Origin of the sequence: Novipirellula artificiosorum, from assembly GCF_007860135.1 — a bacterium.
GTDB lineage: Bacteria > Planctomycetota > Planctomycetia > Pirellulales > Pirellulaceae > Novipirellula_A > Novipirellula_A artificiosorum.
This window is the reverse complement of sequence record NZ_SJPV01000009.1, coordinates 16,184-38,700: the sequence shown is the minus strand read 5'-3', so window position 1 is coordinate 38,700 and position 22,517 is coordinate 16,184. Positions and strand designations below refer to the sequence as shown.

The 22,517-nt window shown below is 56.5% G+C and carries 10 protein-coding genes; 4 read left to right on the top strand and 6 right to left on the bottom strand.

What is annotated here, in order from left to right; all coding sequences use genetic code 11:
• Nucleotides 1–233 precede the first annotated feature (233 nt).
• From Poly41_RS22170 to Poly41_RS22155, 4 genes are all read left to right on the top strand, one after another.
• The gene (locus Poly41_RS22170; protein ID WP_146529024.1) at nt 234–1,523 is read left to right on the top strand and encodes a Gfo/Idh/MocA family protein; all 1,290 of its coding nucleotides are present in this window, start codon (nt 234–236) and stop codon (nt 1,521–1,523) included.
• Between the two features lie 114 nt (nt 1,524–1,637).
• Nucleotides 1,638–3,758, top strand: coding sequence for a HEAT repeat domain-containing protein (locus tag Poly41_RS22165; protein ID WP_197231522.1), 2,121 nt, complete (start codon nt 1,638–1,640; stop codon nt 3,756–3,758).
• 47 nt (nt 3,759–3,805) lie between these two features.
• Nucleotides 3,806–5,614, top strand: coding sequence for a family 16 glycoside hydrolase (locus tag Poly41_RS22160; protein WP_197231521.1), 1,809 nt, complete (start codon nt 3,806–3,808; stop codon nt 5,612–5,614).
• 88 nt (nt 5,615–5,702) lie between these two features.
• Entirely contained in the window at nt 5,703–6,596 is an 894-nt protein-coding gene (locus Poly41_RS22155; protein ID WP_146529018.1) for a hypothetical protein, read from the top strand.
• Nucleotides 6,597–6,636: 40 nt separating this feature from the next.
• Here Poly41_RS22155 and Poly41_RS22150 read toward each other — a convergent pair whose 3' ends face one another.
• The 6 genes from Poly41_RS22150 to Poly41_RS22125 form a co-directional block, all read right to left on the bottom strand.
• Complete coding sequence (locus tag Poly41_RS22150) at nt 6,637–7,560, bottom strand: SMP-30/gluconolactonase/LRE family protein (RefSeq protein WP_146529015.1); 924 nt, start codon at nt 7,558–7,560, stop codon at nt 6,637–6,639.
• A gap of 127 nt (nt 7,561–7,687) precedes the next feature.
• A complete protein-coding gene (gene glcF, locus Poly41_RS22145; RefSeq protein WP_146529013.1) occupies nt 7,688–8,965 on the bottom strand; it encodes a glycolate oxidase subunit GlcF in 1,278 nt (425 codons plus the stop codon).
• On the bottom strand, nt 8,955–10,076 hold the full coding sequence (locus Poly41_RS22140; protein ID WP_146529011.1) for an FAD-binding protein: 1,122 nt from the start codon (nt 10,074–10,076) through the stop codon (nt 8,955–8,957). The genes glcF and Poly41_RS22140 overlap by 11 nt, the downstream gene beginning before the upstream one ends.
• Nucleotides 10,069–11,529: an FAD-binding oxidoreductase gene (locus Poly41_RS22135; protein ID WP_146529009.1), complete on the bottom strand. Its 1,461-nt coding sequence runs from the start codon at nt 11,527–11,529 to the stop codon at nt 10,069–10,071. The genes Poly41_RS22140 and Poly41_RS22135 overlap by 8 nt, the downstream gene beginning before the upstream one ends.
• Before the next feature lie 58 nt (nt 11,530–11,587).
• Nucleotides 11,588–18,574 (bottom strand): hypothetical protein, encoded by a 6,987-nt coding sequence (locus Poly41_RS22130; RefSeq protein ID WP_146529007.1) that lies wholly within the window; start codon nt 18,572–18,574, stop codon nt 11,588–11,590.
• Nucleotides 18,571–22,062, bottom strand: a complete 3,492-nt coding sequence (locus Poly41_RS22125) for a TIGR04086 family membrane protein (RefSeq protein ID WP_146529005.1) — start codon at nt 22,060–22,062, stop codon at nt 18,571–18,573. The genes Poly41_RS22130 and Poly41_RS22125 overlap by 4 nt, the downstream gene beginning before the upstream one ends.
• Nucleotides 22,063–22,517 lie beyond the last annotated feature (455 nt).

Genomic DNA, 22,517 nt, shown 5'->3' with positions numbered 1-22,517 from the left:
ATTTTCTCGCGTTGGCGAGCACAATAGGGCGTGTTCAAGTCCCACCTCCCACCTTTTAGCGCTCGCGGTCATGATGATCGACTGCAGAATGGAGCGTCCCGTGCGGTGCACGAATGCCCCACGCAACGCAAAGTGGATCGGCTTTTCAACGCCGAACCGCTTTGCCCCCCTCCCGACCCATTTCTGACGATCACGACACGACCCGTTCATACACTCCTATGGAGAAAATTCGCATGTCTGCCAAGCCCACTTCACTGAAACGTCGGCAATTCTTGAAAACCGCGGCCACCGCCACGTCCGCAATGGCAATTCCGACGATCGTTTCCTCCACGGCACTGGGTCTTGGCAAATCCGTGGTTCCGAGCGACCGGGTTGTGGTCGGCGGCATCGGGATCGGTCGCCGCGGCACCTATGACCTTGGATGCTTCTTGGAGCAAGCGGACGTACAATTTGTCGCAGTCTGTGACATCAAAGAGAAGCAACGGAACGCGATCAAGAATCTGGCAGACATCAAGTATGACAACAAGGATTGCGACACCTATCGCGATTTTCGCGAATTGCTGACACGCGACGACATCGACGCGGTGCTGATCGCGACCGGGCCGAATTGGCACTGCACGGCGGCGAGCTATGCAGCCCGTGCTGGCAAGGACATGTACTGCGAGAAACCGTGTACCAAGAACATTTCCCAAAGCTTGCTTCTTGCCGACACCATGCGGCGCACCGGTCGCGTCTTCCAAGCGGGGACCCAGCGACGCAATTTGCCACACTTTGCATTTGCCTGTGAGCTGGCCCGAACCGGACGGCTGGGAAAACTTCGCACCATCTACGCCCATCCTGCGGGCATGAAGACACAGATGAGCGGGTGGGTGGCAGCCGAAGCCGAACCGCCAAAGGATGTCGTCGATTGGGACATGTACCTCGGCCCCGCGGCTTGGCGACCTTACAACGAGAAGCTGCTTGATGGATTTAACTTTGAAAAGGGTGGCGGCATGGTCGGAGGCGGTGTGCTCGAATGGGGATCGCATTGTGTCGACTTGTGTCAATGGGCAGCCAACGCGGACAGCACCGCGCCGATCCAATATGACCCGCCGGACGACAAAGGCGAATTGGTCGCGACCTATGCCGATGACGTGAAGTTGATCATTCGCAACGATGGCTGGTTGCCACTCGGATCGTGCCCCGTGCGATTTGAAGGTGACGAGGGATGGATCGAAACAGGCGACAGCGGGAAGTTTGTGCTCAGTTCCCCTGAGTTGCTCGCCGGGCGCAAAGTCGAAGAAATCGGTGGCTATCCAGCGACCTTCCACGTGCGTGATTTCCTCGATTGTGTCAAAACTCGCAGCCAGCCGAAGGCCAACGCCGAAGCAGCCTGCTATTCGCACATCACGTGTCATGCCGCAAACATCGCTGCGTTTCTGAATCGTACCGTCCACTTTGACCCGGTCACGAATGAATTCACCGACGATGCGGAAGCGAATCGGTTGCGCAGCGAAGCACTGCGAGAACCTTGGCGTATTTGATCCGCATCGCGGATGCGTCGTTTGGGAGTTCCCCCCCCCAAAAACCACTTCACCCTGACCCGATCTCTACCGCTCCGTCCGGCCCAAATCCCACCCAACCAAGGATCACCCCTGATGTTTCGAATGCGACTTGCATTGATTTGTTTTGCGATGCTTGCAACCTCACTCTCGATCGCCCCCATGCCTTTGCATGCGGATGAAGCCGAACAGCCGTTGATCGACATCCTCGCCTCCGACGCCCCCAAGGCGGAAAAAGCAATCACGTGCAAGAAATTGGCGGTCTGGGGATCGGGCGCCGCGGTGCCCGAATTGTCCAAACTGCTTGCTGATCCCGAATTGACTTCGTGGGCACGCATTGCACTCGAAGCCATTACGGACACGAGCGCCGACGCCGCTCTTATCGATGCACTCGAAACCACCGAGGGCCGAACGTTGGTGGGAGTGATCAATTCGATTGGCGTACGCAAGAGTCCGGATGCGGTGGACGGATTAACCCAGCAACTCGCTAACGATGACGAAGGGGTGGCAACCTCCGCTGCGGTCGCACTCGGAAAGATCGGTGGTGAGCAGGTGGTCACAACGCTTCGCAAAACGATCGAGGACGAAAACACGGCCGCGCTAAGATCCGCTGCGGCCGAGGGATTGATTCTGTGTGCGGAAGCCGCCGTCGCAGACGGCGACGCCGAAAATGCGATCGAACTGTACGATGCCATCCGTCAAGCCGACCTTCCCAAGCCACGGATTGTTGAAGCCACGCGTGGTGCGATTTTGGCCCGGCACGCCGATGGGCTTGAACTGCTGATCGAACAACTCCAATCCGATGATCGCGTGATGCTCGGAATTGGCCTGACAACGGCTCGCGAATTGTCGGGGGAAGGCGTGACCGCAGGGCTCGTCGAAGCACTCGACCAAGTCGATGCGTATCGCAAAGAGCTGCTGATTTTGGCGATGGCCGATCGAGGCGATGCCTCCGTGCTTCCTGCGATGACTCAGGTCGCAGCCGAAGGTGAGGCCAATGTGCGTGTCGCTGCAATTCGAGCCTTACAAAGCATTGGCGACGTCACCTGCGTCAATGGTTTGCTTCAGTCGGCAACGGATGAAGATAGCGAAGTGGCGACCGCTGCCAAAACGGCCCTCGCAAAGCTGGCTGGTCGTGACGTCGACGACGAGATTGTCGTTCGATTGGACCAAGCCGATGGAGCCGCGCGACGCGTCCTGATCGACTTGGTCGGCATGCGGCGGATTGCCGCCGTCCCAGCACTCTTGAAGGCAGTCGACGCCTCCGATGCAGCGACTCGTGAGGCGGCATTGACCGCGTTGGGCCAAGTGGCCGAACTGGATGATCTCTCGGTACTGATCGACCGCGTCAACCATCCTAAGAATGCGTCAGACGCCGAACCGGCACAGAGCGCCCTTCGGGCGGCCTGTGTGCGGATGGGGGACCGCGAAGCCTGCGCAGCAAAGCTTGGCGAGGCAATGAACGACGCTTCCCTTGACACAAAAGGATCGCTGCTTGAAGTGCTGGCTGCGATGGGCGGTACCAAAGCACTAGACCTCGTCGGCAATGCAGCTAACAGCGACAACGCTCAGCTTCAAGATATCGCCACTCGCTTGCTTGGTGAGTGGATGACCATCGACGCAGGCCCCGTGTTGATCGAGTTGGCGAAACAGCCCAATCATCCGTATCGCATCCGAGCGCTTCGCGGCCATCTGCGGTTGGTGCGTCAATTTTTGATGGAAGACAGCCAGCGAGTCGCGATGGCACGTGAAGCCTTCGAGGCCGCAGACCGTGATGCAGAGAAGGAGCTGGTTTTGGAAGCGGTGCAGCGGTATCCGAACCTCGAAATGTTGCAGTTGGCGGTGCAAATCGGTGAAACACCTTCCTTGAAGGACAAAGCCGCTAACACGGCGATGATGGTCGCCAGGAAGCTTGGTGGCTCGGACGAAGTGGTATCGCTGCTGAAACAACTTGGCAAAGAACCGATGAAGGTCCAAATCGTCGAAGCCATTTACGGAGCGGGTGACCAACAAAAAGACGTCACGAAGATCCTCCAAAAAGCGGCCGGCGATTTCACGGTGATCGCCTTGCCCTCGGAATCGTACAACAAGGCCTTCGGCGGTGATCCCGCTCCGGGACTCAAAAAGCTGCTGCAGGTACAATACAAGATCAACGACAAAGAAGGTGACGCGGTCTTCCAGGAAAACTCCGCCATCGTGCTGCCCCTTCCTGAATGACACAACGTCTGTCTAGCCATCCAAAACTCAATCGAGGTACTTCACCCATGCGACTTCTATTTTTCGTGTCTTTCGGAGTCATGTTGCTTAGCAATGTCGCCACGGCGGAAACGACCTATAAAAAATTGACTCTCACCGAAGCGTTTCATTGTGAAGGGGCCTACTATGGCGACTTCAATCAAGACGGCATTAAAGATGTCGTGTCGGGGCCTTACTGGTATGAAGGACCCTCGTTTGAAAAACGTCATGAAGTGCGAACCCCCGAGACGTTTGACCCCAAAGGTTACTCGGATAATTTCTTAACCTACACCGGCGATTTCAATGGTGATGGTTGGGACGATATTTTGTATGTTCCCTGGCCCGGCAAGGATGCATGGTGGTGCGAAAATCCTAAGGGAAAAGAAGGCCATTGGAAGACTCACGACGCCCTCAAAAACGTTGGCAATGAGTCCCAGGTGTGGGGGGATGTCAATGGCGATCATCGACCCGACTTGGTTTACAATATCGATGGTTTCCTGGGCTACGGAACTTGGGATCCCAACAAACCCGACAAGGCTTGGGTCTTTCACCCCGTCAGTGATCATCGCGGCTACCAACGATACACCCATGGCGTGGGAATCGGTGATATCGACGGCGATGGACGCACTGACATCTTGGAAGCCGCCGGTTGGTGGCAACAGCCGGCGGATTTCAGCTCCAGCACCACTTGGATTTGGCATCCGTTTCCGTTCGCGGAAGCCGCCGCTCAAATGCTGGCTTACGACGTCGATGGTGATGGGCTCAATGACGTCGTGACCTCATGGCACTGCCACCTCTATGGCTTGGTGTGGTACAAGCAGACTCGCGAAGCGGATGGAGAAATTAAATTTCAACAGCAAACGATCTTGACGCCCGATCCGGACTCCAGCCGTGATGAGCTTCGTATCAGCCAATTGCATGCTTTGCAATTGATCGATATGAACGGCGACGGACTTGATGATGTCTTGACCGGAAAACGCTTCTGGGCTCATGGGCCAACCGGCGATGTGGAAGCCAATGCTCCCGCCGTCGTCTATTGGTTCGAATTGGTTCGCGATGACGACGGGGGCGCCAAGTTTGTGCCTCACCAAATCGATGATGATTCAGGAGTTGGAACTCAAGTTGCCGCCACCGACTTGAATAACGACCAAATCCCGGATGTCATGGTTGGCAACAAAAAGGGGACGTTTGTTTTCATCAGCACCGCTGCGGATTCACAACCTAATACCTTGACCGCCCAAGAGCAGGCCGACGGGTGGCAGCTGCTGTTTGACGGCGAATCGATGGAAGCTTGGAAAGGCTATCAAGAGGATTCCGTTGGCAAGGGCTGGAAGGTCGTGGACGGTGCCATGGTTCGAGCGGAAAAAGGAGCTGGCGACATTGTCACCCATGAACAGTATGAAGCATTTGAATTGTCACTCGAGTACAACATTTCAAAAGGCGGAAATAGTGGCTTGATGTTCCATGTCACGGAAACCGAAGCGAAACCATGGATGACGGGTCCCGAAATCCAAGTCCAAGACAACCAAGATGGCCATGATCCTCAGAAAGCCGGATGGCTGTACCAGTTGTACAAGTCGGATGGGGATGCCACCAAGCCTGTGGGAGAGTGGAATCATCTTCGCGTGGTGATCACTCCCGAGAAAAGTGAAACCTACATGAATGGCGTCAAGTATTACGAGTTCGTCAAAGGCAGTGACGATTGGAACCAACGAGTCGCCGCCAGCAAATTCGGCAAGATGCCGAATTTTGGTAAGCCGACGAAGGGGCACATCGCGCTACAAGATCATGGTAACGTGGTTGAGTATCGCAATATCAAAGTTCGTCCGATCAAATAGGTTATCTCAACGGCAGAGCGAATTCGGGTTGCACATGAGGATCGACGACCAATGGCGTTTGCTTCCGATTTGTCTGGCATTGCTTTTGATGGCAACCACAAGTGCCCAGGAACGTCGAGCAAAACCCCCAACCTTTGATGCGACCGATACTCAGGGAGTCTTCTTTCCTTCGCTGGAGGAAGCCTTGCGGGGACAGCGGCCGACATGGTCGAGTGTTCGCCAATCCTCGCAGGACGCGGCGGAAGCGTCCGTCCAGCCGAACAACAGCGTACCCAGCGATGACCCCAACGGTGCATTCGGTTGGAATACGATCCTCTCGGCGGCATCGATTGAAGATGAAGTGAAACGGCTGAAACTGCACTTCGACTCCGTCGTCACGACCCCCGGAGCCTTCAATGGTGGCGGCTTCCAGGACGCTCGATTGGATCTATCGATTCTGGCGACTTTGTTCGCCGTCATTGATGAATACTCGGGTGACGTTCGCTGGAAAGATCAAGCCGCCACGGCTCGCGACTTGATCGCGCGTACCGCTTTCAATTGCAAAGCGGGTTCGACGCAAGTCTACAATGAGGCCAAGATGCGGAAAGCGGACCTGCAAGACCTTGTTGCCGGTTCCGGTCTCGCTAGCCGAGCCTCGGATCCGGAAACCGATTGGTCCATGGTCGTCGATCGATCGCCGCTGATGCAGTACGCAGAACAGTTAGCCGAAAAACTGAAATCGGCAAGTCGCGACGTAGCATCGGCTGAGCAAAACGCCGAACACATACGCCGAAACGCGCAGTTACTGGCAATGGTCGGGAAAGTCCTCACACGGGAAGGCCTCGATGAGGCCGATGACCCCGACTACGCCGCCTTGAGTCTCAACATGACTCGAGCCGCCGTCGCCGTCGCGGAGGCGATCGACCGGGGATCCTACGAGCTTGGAAACGAAGTCGGTGCCGTCACACAAAGCTGTGATGCTTGCCACGAGCAGTACCGCTAGCAGCATGGTCCACCAGCGGAGTCGTGACCGCCAAAAGTCGCTATTGGCTGTCGACACCTTGGACCGACATTTCGAGACCGTAGAGCGAATCACTTGCAGTAACGAAAAGCGTCTTTCTATTCTTGCCTCCAAAGCAAACGTTTGCCGTCCAACCTTCATCGATATCGATATGCTCGATCTGCTTGCCATCCGGATCAAAAACCGTGACTCCCTTCCCGGTCAGATAAACATTGCCTTGGTTGTCGATCGTCATGCCATCCGAGCCAAGCTCGCAAAACAGCTGTTTGTTCGTTAACGTTCCTTCTTCTTCAATCGTGTAGCGGTACGTTTTTTTCGCTCCGATGTCTGCCACATACAACGTCTTTCCATCGGACGTCCCAATCAGCCCGTTGGGCCTTTTGAGGTCCTCTGCAACGCGTACCAAGCTCTGATGATCCGGTGCCAGATAGTAAACCGCTTCGACGTCTTGTTCGCTAGGACCGCGGTTCCAATAGCCACGCTTGTAGAACGGATCCGAAAAATAGATCCCGCCGGCGGGATGAATCCAAAGATCGTTTGGGGCGTTTAGCAGCTTACCGTGGTAATCCTTGACAATCACTTCCACGGTTTGGTCCGCAGCGATGCACCACAATTCATTCTTCGCATCCGCACACGCCCACAGGTTCCCTTTCCCATCAAAACACAAGCCGTTTGATCGGCCACATGGCTGCATAAACGTTGTCAATTCGCCATCGATCGACCATTTCAGAATGCGGTCGTTGGGCTGGTCGGTAAAAAAGACATTACCCTCTGCGTCACAGGCTGGCCCCTCGGTGAACTTAAATCCATCGGCAAGCCGTACGGGTGTTGCGCCGGGAGCAATCAAACCACTCGATGCCGAATCCTGGGCGAATCCCGATGGAGTGATCCCAGCAACGATGGAGCAGACAAGAAGCTGTGCGGAAAGAACGAAAGGTCGACGCATGAGATTTCCACCAAGGAACAGCAAGGATGAAGTGCCAACGAACGGGCTGAGGACAACGACAAAATATAGCAGAACCTCCGAAGCAGCGCGAACCGTGTCCTTCGTATGCGAAAGACGCGGACCCGCATCAAGGGCTGCGTAACGGACGATCAAGATAGGCATCCCTTAACACCTGGATGGTGTGCCGGACGGGAATCGAACCGCCCCGCTGTTCCAAATGCTTCGACAATTGGGTCAAGCAGCCAATGTTGCCAGTTGCAATCAAATCGGGATGGACACTCATCGCGTGGGACACCTTTTGATCGCCCAGCGCTGCTGCGATTTCAGGCTGATCGACATTGTACGTTCCAGCCGACCCACAACAAGAATGTCCCTCGGGAATTTCCAACACTTCAACGCCCGGAATCCTCCGCAGCAGTTCGCGAGGTTCTTCAACCACCCCCTGCGCATTGGACAAGTGGCAGGCGTCGTGGTACGCAATCCGAACCGGCAACCGTTGTTGCGGAAATGGCGGCACCCGGCCGAGTTTGGTAAGCGCCACCGAAACGTCCATCACCTTGGCGGAAAACGAGCGCGCAAGTTCCTCGTACTGCGTCCCCTTCAAGATTAAGGGATACTCTTTCATTCCTGAACCGCAACCGGCTGCATTCGTCACGATCGCATCCACTCCTTCAGGAAACGCTTCCAGGTTGACCCTCGCAAACCTTTGAGCCTGAGGGCCGTTTCCGACGTGCCAACTTAGCGCCCCACAACATCCTTGACCGTGCGGGATACACACCTCGATCCCCGAACGCGTCAACACGTCGATCGTGGCCGTGTTGATGTCGGGATCTAAGACCGATTGCGCACAACCGGTCAACAAGGCAACGCGAGCCGTCCGTTTCCCCAACGCTGGTGTGACGGCGGCCCAGGACTGTCGCTTCGGCAATCGTTTGGGCAGCAGCCGCAACATCGACGCAATGGATGTTGGCATCATGGGCGCCAGCGGCCGGGCAAGACGCCCAAGGTTGGCCGCGATTCGGAATCGCGTCGGATAGGGCAAGGTCGCTTGAGTCATCGCACGCGACAATCGCTCGATCCACGTTCGCTTTCGCTCGGGCTCGACACAGGAACGAAAGGGGCTGATCAAATTGCGGTACAGGACTCCCGATGGACACGCTGGTTCACAAGCCAAACAACCGAGACATCGATCAAGATGGTCCGAAGCATCCGCAATCGACAACTCCCCTTCGAGCACCTCTTTCATCAAAACGATCCGTCCACGAGGCGAATCGGGTTCTTGGCCCAATTGCTCGTACGTCGGACAAGCCGCCAGACAAAAACCGCAGTGCACACACGTGCTGACCGCTGCCGTCATCTCGTCGCTGATCGGGCCATGCTTTCCAGCGGGGATCCTATGTTGCATCGTTTCCTACTTTCAACATGCCAAACGCCGCCAACAACGATTGCTCGATCGACCCTTGCGGTTTTCGATTCATGTAGCATCGTTCCGCCGTCATGCCTTCGATGTTTCCGCGGACCAGCAAACCGGAATGATCGGTTGCGATCAGCGACGATTGAATCGCCATGAGCAAGGATACGTCCTGCGCCGCAACCCAAGCGACCGAACCCGCGACACTCAGATGGACACTCACGCCATCGATCCGTCGAAGCGTTTCGCACAAGCATTCAAGCTGCCTTGGCGTCGTCGGTACTTTCGCGACGATCGAATCCACCGATTGCCAACTCAACTCGGTGATTCCCGACCAGAATGCCGTTGCTTGTTCCGCACCCAAACGGCTCATGCTGCCGAGTTTTGATTGCATGTCAATCGCAATCGCTTCGTTCACCTCATCGGGACCTTGCTGCCGCAGGTACAAACGTTTGTCGTCCGCACGATAATCAATCGCATCCAATTCCCATCGACTTGATGCCGCGACGGCGATCTTGTTCGATGCATCGGCACTCGATTGGCACTCGATCGCATACGTGTGCAGCGAGAGGGGCTTCGGGAAGACCTTGAACGTCACGTCAACCATCGCTCCAAAGCGTCCCAGACTATTGATCAGAAACTTTGGAACGTCAAAACCGGCAGCATTTTTCACGACCTTGCCACCCACTTTGACGACGTCCCCGTTGCCGAGGATGAGTGTCACGCCCAACAGAAAGTCACGAATTCCTCCGTAGCGAAACCGGCCGGGTCCGGCCATCCCCGCTGCAATCGTTCCCCCGATGGTCGCACCGGCGGAAACCAGCATAGGGTCAAAGGGCAGATACTGTCGCTGCTCGCCGAGAACGTCCACCAATTCTGCGAGCGTTGTCCCTGCCAACGCCGTAAAGGTGTACTCCGACGGTTCGTACTGCGTCACCCCAGTCAATTTGGATAACGAGATTTTCGGTCCGCCAGCGCCGGCGTACCGATTTCCGCAAAGAGGTGGTTTTGTTTGATTGCCAACCACGCGAGCGTTCGGGGACTCTCGCAATGCCGCGACAGATTCATCAAGCGATTTTGGATAGACAAGGTTAGAGTCATTCACGTGAGATCAATCCTTGTTTCTCAAGCGGATGCAAACCGCGCATCGACAAGGACGGCGCCTCGGCATCGGGGAACATTTTACCTCGATTGGCAATCTGTTGCGGATCAAACGCCTCTCGGATGCGATGGAACAAGGCCATCGTCGGCGGATCAAACATTTCAGGAAGGTACTCGCGTTTCTCCATCCCAATTCCGTGTTCCCCCGTCACCGATCCGCCCATTTCGATGCAAACACGAATGATCCGGCTGCAAACCTGTTCGGCTCGATGCAGCTCGCCTTCACGGTTTCCGTCATACAGAATCATGGGATGCAGATTGCCATCGCCAGCATGAAAGACATTTGCAACCCGAATGCCACTTTCACGAGAAATCTGTTGGATGCGAGTCAAGGCTTCCCCGAGCCGTTTGCGCGGAACGACCCCATCTTGGACCAAAAAATCGGGACTGATCCGGCCGGCCGCCGAAAAGGCCGCCTTTCGCCCTTTCCAAATCCGGAGCCGCTCTGCTTCGGTCTCGGCGACATGAATCGAGAAGGATTGCGTTTTGCGCAGCACGGCGTCCAATTGATGCTTTTCAAATTCGACGCGTTCGCGCGGCCCCTCCAATTCGACGATCAGGACGGCTTCGCAGCCTTTGGGATATCCGCAACCGACCGCGGCCTCAACTGCCTCGATCGACAAAGCGTCCATGATTTCCATCGCACCGGGGAGCAGCCCCGATTCGATCACAGCCGAAACGGCATCCCCAGCCACCGACAAGGACTGGTAACCGACCAACACGGTATGAAAGCACTCGGGCTTGGCTTGCAACCGCAGGGTGATCTCCGTGGCGATGCCAAACACTCCCTCGCTGCCACAGAACAGCCCGCTGTAATCGGGTTCAATCGATTCGCAACTCTGCGACCCAAATTCGACCGTTTCCCCATTGCCGAGCACCGCCTTCAAACCGAGGACGTGGTTCGAGGTCATACCGTATTTTAGACAATGGGCACCGCCAGCGTTGAAAGCCAAATTCCCGCCGATCGTACAAACCGTTTGGCTCGATGGATCGGGGGCAAAAGTCAGGCCGTGCGGGCTGGACCGTTGGCTGACCTTGATGTTGATGACCCCCGGCTCCACCACCGCCGTACGTTGCTGTGGATCAAGCGAGAGGATGTGGTTGATCCGGTTCAGAGCGATCACGATTCCATCAGCAATTGGCAGGGATCCACCTGACAAACTCGTGCCGCTACCGCGTGCGACAAACGGGACCTCGTGATCGCGGCACCAACGCACGATCGCAACCACTTCTTCGATCGTTTCAGGTATCACGACCGCCAAGGGACGCTGCGAGAACGCGGTCAATCCATCCGACTCAAACGCCGCTTGAAAGGCAACGCTACTCGCATAGCGGTCACTCGGAATCAGTTTTGAAAGCGTCTTCAGCTTATCGATGGGGGATCCGACTTTTGACATGCTCCGATTGTAGCACGCCGAGCGTCCGTTTCCGAAAGGCGCTGTTCAGCTAATCGACCTATTTTCTCGGGAAAACAGGCAAGGAGATGGCGACCAACAAAAGACTGGCGGCAACCGAGACCGGGGCGACAAAGAAACCGCCGAGTGAGATCAAGACAAGCCAAAATGCGGGGTGCGCCGCAATCGTGTCAAAAATGTGGCGGAAGGGCCAAAGAATCAACATAACCGCCGCTGCACCCATCAGCGTGATGGAGTAGAGAATCATCGAACGAAGTTTCGATTCGCTGCGGTCAGCCAACAAAACGGCCGCAGGTTTTGTGGTGTCGGAAACCAGTTCGATTCGATCAAGCTGGTAGCCTTCGAGGTTCGATGTGCTCGAGACAATGAAAGCTGGCCTCGGTTGCTCGCAACAGTAGCGGCGGACGTGAACCAACATCGCTTGCTCCATCCGAGTCCAACTCGCGTCGTCTGTTTCCGCCAGCGAGACTTGCGACACCTCGTCCGTGCTTCCTGCCTCCGTGCTTCCCTCTGTTTGTACCTTGTCCTCAAGCGCATCCGTCTGCAAAGCGGAGACATTGCTCCAATCCACTCGATGCCCGGCTTCGACCGCGACGTCTTCAAAGCGAGCCACCATCGGTCGCAGCCACACACTGACTTCCGCTGTAGGTCGCTCGGCCAAGATATCGCTAGAACTGTCGATCATTTCCGCCACCGACCTCGCAAGTTGAAGGCTACGCTGATCGAGTTTGCGAGCAAGCGAGCTGTCTTGGGATGTCGCCGTGAGCGTCTGCGTGTGACGAGCATTCGGTTCCTCGGACAACGTGTAAATCGACAGCCATCGTTGTGATACCGGGATCTGCAACAGCCTGGGAAGATAATCGCCACGCTGCGCCGTTTGCGTCGGCACTTCGACCAAGATCTCAACCGCTTGGGACAAACGACTGAGCGAAAGGGGTAAGCGGATCACGTTGGCGGGTTGAAGTGCGGCCTCGGCCGACTCTTGTGGGGAAAGCGAGCTGGGCAACACGGCTTGGTTCGCCGTCCAAGCCGCGACGCATCGGGCTCCGCCAGGCAGGGCGATGTTGACCGAATCGAGCGTCCCAGGGATCAGATCCCAACGTGTCATCACCAACACCTGCTCGCGATTGGGGAAGACACGGGTATCCGCCGCCAGTGCTTTGGCGACGACGTTTTGCTGCTGCAAGGGTGCAAGGTCGATCGACCACCCCGGTTGCGCGACCGAAAAACTAACCCTCGGGTTTGCCGTCTCGATCTGGGATCTCCACGCTTGGGGCAGTTTGGTTGCACGGACGGAATTGGATCGCCAACGAATCGGATCGGTCGTTAATCGGCTGGGCACCGAAACGTGGATCGTTCGCCTGCCGTCACCCAAAACCGTCACGGGGGGTACGCTGACGCGTGTCTTATCGGACGCCAACAACGTGCCGCGCAGGGAAATCATCCGATTTTGACGAACATGTTCGTCGCACGAAATGCGCACCAGCTGCATCGATAGATCGCTAGCCGGTTGACGCGACCATCGTACCGCTGGGCTGACCTCCAATTGCTCGCACCAACGTGTCGGTACTTGCAAATCAACGTAATCGGGTAGCTTGCCAGGACCAAAACGGACGGCCGTCTTCATGCTCCATCGACCGTCGCTCCACGACAGCGCGATCAACTGATCCGCAGCAAATCGGATGGGACGCTCCGCCACTTGAAAAGCAACCACCGGAACCTGATTACCAGCATCCGTCAATTCAGAATTAAATTCGCAAGCCATCACGGGGACCCAACCACGCGCGAGATGGTCAAGGCTTTCATCCGTCGCGATTTCGTTAATCGTTTCGGGCAACTCCGCAATCATCGTGACATCGACGCCCTGATCACGCGTTAAATCATATCGATCGAACGTGGCCGCGTTGGGCGTCAAACGCAGTCGCGGCAGTCCAAACGAACCTTGAGATTGCAACTTTGCCACGGCGATCGCTTCAATGCGTGTGACATTGAGGTCCGACAAATCGCTCAGCAACACTTCGGTCACGTCCCCCGATTGAATCGGCCGTGGTTGAACCATTTGATCGTCGATACGCAGCGTCCGCAGCGAAACGCCCTGCGGCAACGACAGTATCCATCGCTCGCTTGATGGGGCCGGTTGCGTGATATCGGCTTGATAACGAATCTCCATCAACTCGGCGCCGACATGAACCTGATGGGCCTGTCGAATCGTCGCCGCTCGGATGGGAATACGGACCAATTGAAGCGATGGCAATTGGCCAATCGCCACAAACGTACGATTTGGCTTTTGACCACGAAACCCTGTCCAGGCAGCCAGAAACTGATCATCGGTCAAGGCTTCCAAAGGCTCGCGTGTCACAGGCGACACACGGATGCTGCTGTCATGATCAATCGCGATCCAAGCGGGCTCGATCTCGGTGGTGTTCGATTCAACGACGTCGGGGATGACCATCGCGACCGCGTCTTCAACCAAATCGGGGTCACTCAACCGCGACGCCAACGTCCAAATCAGCTGAATCGGGCCAGGTTTATCCACCAAGGCTGCCACCGTCACTTCACGACGTGTTGGACTTAGCAACAGGGTCTGTTCAATCTGCCAACTGGGTGAAACAACCGTTGGCATCCCCGAATCACGAATCGTCACCGAAACGGTATCGCCCATCGCAACCGAGTCCGTCGGCTCCACTTGACACTCCACGGTCGTCGCTTGCGTCCCAGCATGGATCCAATACCGTCTGCGAAGTGGTCGTGCATTGACCGCCGTGTCCGCATGGTGGGTTTCCACCTCAACGCTCAATTGGGTGATCGGCCCAAGATCTGCGGACCAGATCTGCAATTGTCGTTGGCCAACCAACTGACCGGCACATTGCAAGACACGAACTTGGTCGATGCTGCCGCTGCCCTCGACCGTCAATCGAGACGAAGCAATGGGTGGGACCGCCATCGAAAAACGCATCTTGTTGTCGACGATCGTAAAAACGGGAATCATCGTGATTCTGAACCGGAATCGTCTCGCGGTGGGCGTGTTGACAACGACATGGGTCAGCGACTCTGCGACGTGCTGAGCGATCCGATCTTGATCGTCTTGAACCCATTCGATTCGACGGATCGCTTGGGGCGCAATCGGCAAACGGACGCGATCGGTTTCGCGGTCGGTGTAGACGACATACTCCGCTTCGATCAGCGGCGTATAGGGACGCGAGGTATCATCATTCGCATTGATTTGCAATTGATACTGAGCCGACTCAAAACGCGCGTCCGCTGGCTCGGTTGTCGACTCGCTCGCAAGCAAACGAGTTTTCAAATCGCCCGGTATGTAAACTTTATCTCCGACCCGGTTGCCATCGCTGTCGACCGGCAGCAGCAGATCGATTAGGCGGTCGCTCTCATTGAGATCCGTCGCGGCACCGCCATTGCGCTGGTTCGGTGTTTCCAATCCGGTGACAGACCTGGGAGCCATCGTTGCCGCGTTTTCCTGCGCGATGGCCACACGGTTACCGGTTGCGAACCGTCCGCCATACAACGCCGACAGGATCAACAAACCGCGAAGGACGGTCGAACCACCGTAACTCATCGAATCCTCGTTGGCTAACGACAGACTGTCCGCGTTGTCCGAGGGTTCCTGCCAACGACGCCGCAACACCCGTTTCCAATCGAGGCTGCTGACAAGCAATCCTGCGACCACTGCGGGAATCAGCAGCCAACCGATGATGACCGAGTTCCAAGACCACCACAACAGCACGAAGACCGACATCCCAACCACAAGCAGCAATACCGCGACAAGGGAGTAACGAGCGATCCACCAAGAACCGGCGAAAACCACGATCGCGATGAGTGACCCCAACGCAAGTGCATTGTTGCGTCGCACCAACCACACTTGATCACCAGGAACGATCGGCACCGTGCCGTCGGTGGCGCTCAAATCAGGCCAAAGAGTCAAAGGTAGGAACGAATCGGACGATGCACTGACTCGATAGTCCGAGCGCATCACCACCGCGTTCACGTCGACACGAGGAATCGTACAATGACGCCACCAACGATCGTGAATGTCTTGCCGCGTCCATATGATTCGGATTCGATCCACCGTTCCTCGACCACTCGGCGCGACGCTGAGCGGACCAGGAAAGGGGGACGCCGTCTCGATTCTCACCCCATTGCGTTCAACGGAGGCGAGCCGCATATCGGGTTCCGCGCGGACCAAAATTGGCTCTTCCGTGGAAACGTCCAGCAGCGTTTCGATGCGATCGATCCCGTGATTCGACGCAACGAGCGACACCCACTGCCGCCAAACCAAGTTGACATTCGGATTCGCGGCTGCTTCGGCTATCACCACCGAAGGTTGATCCACGGCATCATAGCGTAGCCGTGTCAACGTCTTCATCACGGGATCGACGAGATCATCGCGGCGAACAACCGTAGCCTCCATCGAATCGATTTCCACCGACGAGGGTGGACGAAACGACTCAGCCGGCGCCATCGGAATCGGAGTGGGAACCGAGCGATCATCGAAACGGAAACTGGGGTCCGCAGGAACTCGCAGCACGGACGGGTCGCAACGCTTGACCGTCAATCCCTCACCAATAAAAGCCTCAGCAGATTGCGACGTTGCATTCGAAACAAAGGGCAAACGAATCGGCAATTCATCGACACTGTCAAAGTGTCGTCGGCCAATCAATCGATAACCGCGAAGATTGGTGTCTGAAAGATCAAGGTCATAAACCCCTTCCTGCGTTGGATTCTCCAGACGCACATCAGATCGAGGCACGCTGATCGCAACGTCGCCGTCGATCGGGTGAAGGCTCCAATGCAATGCCGGTCGACCAAGGGCAGGCCCCGTTTGCACCAAGATTCGAGGAGGCGACTGATTGGTCGATGAGGTCTCGATCACCAACTGTTCATCCACTTCGCTTCCTTCGATACGCATTGACAAGGTCAACGCTACATCGAACGCGACACTCGGCGGTTGCAGGGTCAGCGCCGGCGTTTGCCCCGTTTCACTACGTAGATAGAGAGTTTTGTCGTCCGGCGAATCAAAAAATTCAAGATAGCGTTGGGGGATGTCCTGGCGACGGATGCGTTGAGGTAATAACGAGACCTGACTCGACCAATCCAGATCGCTCGGGGGGACAAACGAGGCAAAAAAATCGGCTTCCACATCGACATATCGCAAAAACCAGGCAGCAGGAATCGTCACATCCGCATCGTTTTGACCGAGCCGTGGTCGCGTCCGACGTTGGCCGCTTGCACGAATCCATAGTTCGGAATCCGACACGTCCGACGCCTCCGGCCACACAAGAAACTGACCACTGGCCGGATCAATGGAGGGCGTTTCAATCGTGCGTCCAGAAACGGGCAACGTAATCGACCGAATCGACCAACCTTCTTGCATCTGCAATCGAACCGGCTCGATACGCTGGGGATCCAAGCGAACTCGCAAATCGGCTGTCGCCGAAACCACCGCATCGTTTAGCGTCATCCGCAACGTTGTGGTCGCTTCACGTAGCGGCGATTCCTCTGCCACACGAACTCGCGACCAAACGGGCAAACGCATCTCATCGCCAGTTCTCGGCTGGCCCGTCAATGGAGATTCCTCAAACGGCGGTGACGGACGATCCACGACCGACAACATCGGCGGCCCTGTTGCGCTCAACGTGCGACTCTGCTCACTGGTCGCGTATTCACTTTGCACCGCCCAACCCTCAGGCAACTGCCACTGCAAAACCCGCAGCGGTGTGATACAGGTCAATTGCACGGAGCTGGTGACTTCCGTTGACACAATCGAGTCGATCAACAATTGTGGCTTCGGAAGATTGCACCATCCGTTCTCAGCTTGCCAAACCGATTGACCCGAAATCGTCATCGTCGTCAGTGCAAGATCACTCAGTGAAACGTCGCGTTCTGCGTCCACCTCAATCCGTTCGACCCCGTCGGAGATAGGAACAGAAGAAAACGCGGTCTCTTCGGAATTCACCTTGATCGAGGTGACCGTGCTTCCGCCAATCAACATCGTCGGCAAAGATTCAAACGAACGTAACTGTAGTGAGACTTGGTAGGTCCAAGCCAAGTGCGTCGTGTACAAGTCGTATCGCGTGGAACTGCTACGAACCAACGTCGGCAACGGGCGATCCGTGTCGTCTTGACGTCGCGTCCTCAACGTCACGTGATCGAGCCCGCCTGCATCCAATACGTAGTACACCAAATCGCTGGACCGGCTTGGATTCTCAATTTCCGGTGGCGGCCCCGGTGACCGCCTCAACACGCCATGCAGTGATTCGACATAGACCGCCCCAGGCACCTGCAGCACAAAACGTGTCTGTGGCGACACCGGAATTCGCAAATCGAATTGCTTGGACAAACCTTGTGTTTGGCTCTTCAAACTCCAGGCAAACGGAATTTGCGTGTCACCATCGACCACGGCGACCAGATTCCCGTCATCGGACTGCAAGCGAGGAATCGACTCCGACAGCGTGGGACGCACAGCTCCAACCGCGGATCGGATTGCCATATTGACGGGGCCGAGATTCACCCGTGCAGGACCTTCGACATCCGATTCGATCTCCAACCTCGACCGCTCGCTGATCAACGTATCGTCAACAAGCTGAACGACGTAAAGTGAACTGCGAACGCGAGTGGCATTCTCATCCGGAATCAAGCTACCAGCGATTTCCAACGCGGCTCGCAATCGTGTGATCGAAATCGGCTGGAACGTTCGCGGGACCAATTCGACCAACTGTGAATGGTACAAAGCCAGTGGCCGAAAACGACGACCATCGGGCAACCGGGTCGGTAACGCGAGCTCCGCCTCTTCGGTAGCACTGGCCTGTTCGGTCGCAGCGGCCTGTTCGGTAGCAGCGGCCTCTTCAGTCGCAGCGGCCTCTTCCGTAGCCGTGGCCTCTTGAGTGGCAGCGACGGCGCTCCGATTCGGCAAACCACCCAGCGCAGTGGTCAACATCAGCAAGACGATCGCGCACACCCTGCGGCCAATCGGGTTCACCGCGATTCGAACCGTCCGGTCCCTTCGACTCACGGCGACACCTTGTTGACCCGAGACGATCCAGCTATCGAGCGCGTTGCCGACAACGACTTGCTTGCCGACGCGGGGCCTTCTTGGCTCGGACGATTCGAAAAATCACTGCGACGCCCACGCGGGCGTGATGACAGCGCGCTGTGCTGGTCACCGGTTTGGATTAAGCTGCGTATCGCAAGCATGATCGCAACGAGGGCTAACGCGATCATACCGATCTGTCCAGCCAACACCGCAGCATCGGGGGCAACGAGCAACATGCCAACGAACAGGACTGCGGCGACGACCACCGTCAAGGGATGTCGAGATTGGGGAAAAAACGTCAACAAAACGGCGAGGAACAAAACGATCGATGCGGTCGCGGCCCATAAAACCGAACGCGACACCAGCACCGCCTGAAAAGACCGCACGTCCGATCCTAGGTACAGGTAGCGATTGCCTTCTGGAATCTCCACCCATTGATTCTCGCCCACCCAATCGGCTAACCATTGCGGTGCGCGGGTGGGTTCACGGTACAAACGCCAACGATCATAGCGCCACGCCATCGATCGTCCGAGCGCAGGCGACGCCCAAATCACATGACTGCTCTCGGGGGACGCAATCTCCCAATAGACGCTTCCCACCCCCAATGGAAGCGTCAAAGCGGGTTCCACGCGGCCCGCCATCGGCGATAGCACCATCGGCAGCCAGACTCGCAAATCGACCGAGTGCGTCCCTGTTTCGTCGGGCAAACTGATCACCAATGTCGTTCGATCGCGGCGAACGACTGCCGGACGCGCGTCAACAAACGCTTCCGCTGAAATCGCAAAATCACCCACCGGCAGGCCAATCCGCAATTCGCGGCCACCCTGAACCTCTGCTAACAATTGTTCCATTCGCGTGGCGTAGCCGACGGCCGATCGGAGCACCGCTTTGGAGACAAACAGATTCTGGTCTTGGGCTTCTCGAGAACGAACGCGTAACCGGATCGGTTCTCGCGGCAAGGCGTCAAACACCATCATGTTTTCCGCGGATGCATCGGTGGAAAACAGCTCCGTATCAAGATCTCCTTGTAAGGAAACCCGCATGGTTCCGCGAAATGTTGTATCAACCGCAACCGGGCGTGGGATGGTGATCGTCTCCAATTGGTCGATCGATGTCGTGCCACTTGCCAAATCCTCGTCAACAAGGTCGCCGCTGGTGACCTCGCCGTTCGACGAATCGGCCTGCCGTTTTTCGCTCGGTGGCACATCGCGACGAAGCGGCCGAATCAAGTTCCATTGAACCGACATCGAACCGCTCGCCAACTGGTCCGAGATCAACACATAACGATCACCCTCAACGGGCTCCAATACCGCTTGAAGACTGTTGACGGACACCGTCCATTGGGCCGGAAACTCCGTTTCGACATCGGGCGCCGCTGGACTCATCGCTTCCGCTAAACCCTCCAAGTCGCCGGCTTGCCCCTGCTCACCCGCACCGACTCGCGTGCTTTGCTCGTTGATCGAATCGACTTCCGCCAAATCCAATGTCCGACTTGGTTGTCGAAACGGCTGCGCCGCAAGTGAGACGTCCGAATTTTTCGGTAACGGACTCAGTGACGGAATTTGAATCGGCAATCGCCCCTCCAAATCCAGCGAGGAGGTGACGGTCCAATCTAGTGTCGCACGCAAATTCTCTTGATCGACTTCGATCGCGGCATTGCCGGCAATCGTGATGCTGGGCGACTGTTCGACGATTCGGCCCACCAACTTGCCTGACGCATCAGGCGGAATCACGCGATAACGTGTCCGGCTCGATTCACCAATCGTGGAGGTTTCGGAAAGGATCGAGCGGTCCACGTTTTGCGATGCCTCCAAATCGACAACCAAAAGCGACCGCCCCCGGTTGGCAATCGAGACGTTGGCCGATTGGACCAGCATCGTGTCTTCGATTTCGGTGATTCGAGGCAATTCAAACGAAACGCTGCGGTTGTCGCTATGGCCAAGGTCGTGTTCCCCGATCATCCGGATGGGCGCAGGATCACCGCCGGCCAGCGATTCGAGATAGATTTCGTAATAGGATCCGTTCTGAACCGCTTCGATCCGCTGAGCCGAATCAGAATTTTCGATCGACCGCAAACGCCAATCGCCAAAATCCACCTTTAAAACGGTGCCGTCGGTTGCACGCCCACTCGGTAAGATCCGATAGTCGATCCGAGCGATGGTATCATGCAACGAAATCTCGGCTTCGGTCGCGACTCGTAATTGGCGGCGTGTCGTAGCCAACCACATCGGCAGGTCAAAGGATGCACGGTCGTAGCGAAAAAAGTAGGATCGACCGCTCTCGTCGTCCGGCTGAGCCAACGTGCTCTGCACCCAAGGCCGTGATCGCCAGCGCAACCGATAATCGTCTCCGGTCATGACCTGGATCTCGCCCCGTTGCCGAAGGGCACCGATCACCTCAGGAACACGAAACACCATCGGCGTTACCGCCGAGGGTTGGTCGATGTTCATTTGAAGAGTCAATCGCAAATCGACGCGCTGTTGTCGTTCGGGGATCTCAGGGATCCGAACCTCAATCGTGTCGCCCTCCGGCGAAGGCGTCGGACCAATCATCTCAACTTCCTGTTCGCTCGTGCCGAGCGTCGGGGTCCCAAACAAGGACGAATTCTTAGGGAGTCTCAGCTTGACCTTGTCCACCACACCCCGAGCGTTTCGAACAATCATCTGACAGGAAACCATCGGTTGATCTTGGGGTGAATCCCACTGCAACACAATGCTACTATTGTCAATCTCAAGCTGAGGCGAATTGTCGCCATCCCGATCGAGTTTTCCCCACCGCAACGTGAAGGTACCACCACCGCTCTCAATCAAAAACGCCGAGGGTTTGTCCGCATCACCGGTCGATTGGATCACTTCATCGCCTCGTCCAACAATCTCGCCCGTGACAGCGTTTTCATCCGTGGCGATACGAACTTGCGAGGGCACATCGGGAAGACGAAATTCCAACGAACTCGGTGGGCCAGGCTCGACCCGCGCCGCAACGTTCATTGTCACGACGGCTTCATGACGCTGTTTCGTATTCACCAACAAGCGATGGCCCGAATCGCTTCCCGATCCAGCCATGTGAAAATCGTCGAGCCCTGTCACATCGGGTGGCCCAAGCGGGTGGAAGTTCTGCATCCCCAACGGGATTGCAACGGTCCGGCCACCGGTCGAATCGATCGTCAACCGGATCACGACCTTCAACTCCGCTCTGCCTTCGGATGCCGTCCCTATAATCTCAAGCGACTGAAAATCGAAGACGTCGCTACGAGAATCAATACCCGCTTCCAGGTTCTTCAAGCGGTCAAATTCCTCGTAAGACACCCCCGGCATCAAAACGGGCGTGCCAGATCGATCGAGGAAAAAGAAGCCTTCGATCCGCAGCTTGTCGGGATTGGGTTTCCCCGAGGAAGCGTCCGGACCAATCATCGACCGCGGAGGGTACGTCCCCAGCTCTTGAGCCACGCCGGGCCGGATCGCAGCCATGCCGATCCCAAAAACAATGCCCCCAACGACTCCTGCGACGAAGCCGATCCTGCAGCGCCAAGATGCACCCTGGCATCGTGGTGTGCTGGAAACCGTCGATTTGCAGTGCGTTCGAACCACAATGTGAACCAGGGATTTGGAGCCAAATGAGCGCTAAACGCGCGTTGGATGAGACGAGACGAGCCAATTCAGCGACGCGCGGCGACCGATCCAGGTCGCCCTACCCTACAGTCTACGCAGGCTCCGTAACCGGCAAAAGGAATTGCCGCGCCGATCAGAGCGTAATTGTCAACGAATATGTGGAAACAAAGGAAAAAGAGACAGAATCACTACGATCGCTAAGATCGGATGGGTCGATCCCGACGCCGAAAGAAGAGCGCAAGCGTTCAGGGCGGATCCCCTTTTCCCACCGACATCCTGATTCAAGCTCTTGCGCCATCGCCCGGCTCTGAGAA